General features: G+C 64.0%; 1 protein-coding gene. It reads left to right on the top strand.

Annotation, left to right across the window (positions count from 1 at the left end; all coding sequences use genetic code 11):
• A partial coding sequence (locus tag EH240_RS36710) for a GcvT family protein (RefSeq protein ID WP_148101176.1) occupies window positions 1-2,344 on the top strand: 2,344 nt, incomplete at both ends.

Below are 2,344 nucleotides of genomic sequence, written 5' to 3'. Positions count from 1 at the left end.
CTGGACCGACGTCGTGCTCCTGGAACGCAAGCAACTGACGTCAGGCACGACCTGGCACGCGGCCGGCCTGATCGGCCAGTTGCGCGGCTCGCAGAACATGACCCGGCTGGCGAAATACTCGGCCGATCTCTACGTCAAGCTGGAAGCCGAGACCGAGGTTGGCACCGGCATGCGCCAGGTCGGCTCGATCACGGTGGCGCTGACCGAGGAGCGCAAGCACGAGATCTACCGCCAGGCGTCTCTCGCCCGCGCCTTCGATGTCGACGTGCGCGAGATTTCGCCCAGCGAAGTCAAGCAGATGTATCCGCATCTGAACATTTCGGATGTCGTCGGCGCGGTGCACCTGCCGCTAGACGGCCAGTGCGACCCGGCCAACATAGCCATGGCGCTGGCCAAGGGCGCCCGCCAGCGCGGCGCGACCATCATCGAGAATGTGAAAGTCACCAAGGTTCACACCAAAAACGGCCGCGTCACCGGCGTTTCCTGGGCCCAGGGCGAGGACCATGGCACGATCGAGACCGACATCATCGTCAACTGCGCCGGCATGTGGGCGCGCGAGCTCGGACGGCAGAACGGGATCACCATCCCGCTGCATGCCTGCGAGCATTTCTATCTCGTCACCGAGCCGATCCCCGGCCTCTCCCGCCTGCCGGTGCTGCGGGTACCGGACGAGTGCGCCTATTACAAGGAGGACGCCGGCAAGATGATGCTGGGCGCCTTCGAACCGGTGGCGAAGCCCTGGGGCATGGACGGCATCCGCGAGGATTTCTGCTTCGACCAGTTGCCCGAGGACATGGATCATTTCGAGCCAATCCTCGAAATGGGCGTCAACCGCATGCCGATGCTGGCGACCGCCGGCATCCATACCTTCTTCAACGGCCCCGAAAGTTTTACCCCGGACGACCGCTATTATCTCGGCGAGGCGCCGGAGCTTTCCGGCTACTGGATGGCGACCGGCTACAATTCGATCGGCATCGTTTCCTCCGGCGGCGCCGGCATGGCGCTGGCGCAATGGATCAATGACGGTGAAGCACCCTTCGACCTTTGGGAAGTCGATATCCGCCGCGCCCAGCCGTTCCAGAAGAACCGCCGCTACCTCAAGGAACGCGTCTCCGAAACGCTCGGCCTGCTCTATGCCGACCATTTCCCCTACCGGCAGTTTGCGACGTCACGTGGTGTCCGTCGCTCGCCACTGCACGAGCATCTGAAGGCCCGCGGCGCTGTCTTTGGTGAAGTCGCGGGCTGGGAGCGCGCCAACTGGTTTGCCTGCGAAGGACAGGAGCGCGAATACCGCTATTCCTGGAAGCGGCAGAACTGGTTCGACAACCAGCGCGAGGAGCATCTGGCGGTCAGGAACAAGGTCGGCCTGTTCGACATGACCTCGTTCGGCAAGATCCGCGTCGAGGGCCGCGACGCCTGTGCCTTCCTGCAGAAGCTCTGCGCCAACGACATGGACGTGGCACCGGGCAAGATCGTCTACACCCAGATGCTCAACCAGCGCGGCGGTATCGAGAGCGACCTGACGGTGTCGCGCCTGTCGGAAATGGCTTTCTTTCTGGTCGTCCCCGGCGCGACATTGCAACGCGACCTGGCCTGGCTGCGCAAGCATCTGGCCGACGAGTTCGTCGTCATCACCGATGTCACGGTAGCCGAAAGCGTGCTCTGCCTGATGGGCCCCGATGCGCGCAAGCTCATCCAGAAGGCCAGCCCGAACGATTTCTCCAACGAGAACAACCCGTTCGGCACGTTCCAGGAGATCGAGATCGGCATGGGGCTCGCCCGCGCCCACCGCGTCACCTATGTCGGCGAGCTCGGCTGGGAGCTCTATGTCTCGACCGAGCAGGCCGCCCATGTCTTCGAGGCGATCGCCGATGCCGGAGCCGATGTCGGCCTGAAGCTCTGCGGCTTGCACACGCTCGATTCCTGCCGCATCGAAAAAGCCTTCCGCCATTTCGGCCACGACATCACCGACGAGGACAATGTGCTGGAGGCTGGCCTCGGCTTCGCCGTGAAGACGGCCAAGGCCGACTTCATCGGCCGCGATGCGGTGCTCAGGAAGAAGGAGGCAGGTCTCAACCGCCGCCTGATGCAGTTCCGCCTGAAAGACCCGCAGCCTTTGCTCTTCCACAACGAGGCGATCCTGCGTGACGGCAAGATTGTCGGCCCGATCACCTCGGGCAATTACGGCCACCATCTCGGCGGCGCGGTCGGCCTCGGCTATGTGCCCTGCAAGGTCGAGAGCGAGGCGGACGTGCTGGCCTCGTCCTACGAGATCGAGATCGCCGGCGAGCGTTTCGCGGCGGAAGCCTCGCTGAAGCCGATGTACGACCCGAAGGCGGAACGG

It is taken from the genome of Mesorhizobium tamadayense (genome assembly GCF_003863365.1).
In the GTDB taxonomy this organism is placed as follows: Bacteria; Pseudomonadota; Alphaproteobacteria; order Rhizobiales; family Rhizobiaceae; genus Mesorhizobium; species Mesorhizobium tamadayense.
Note: the sequence above shows the minus strand (reverse complement) of the source record. Positions and strands in the feature narration are given on the sequence as shown.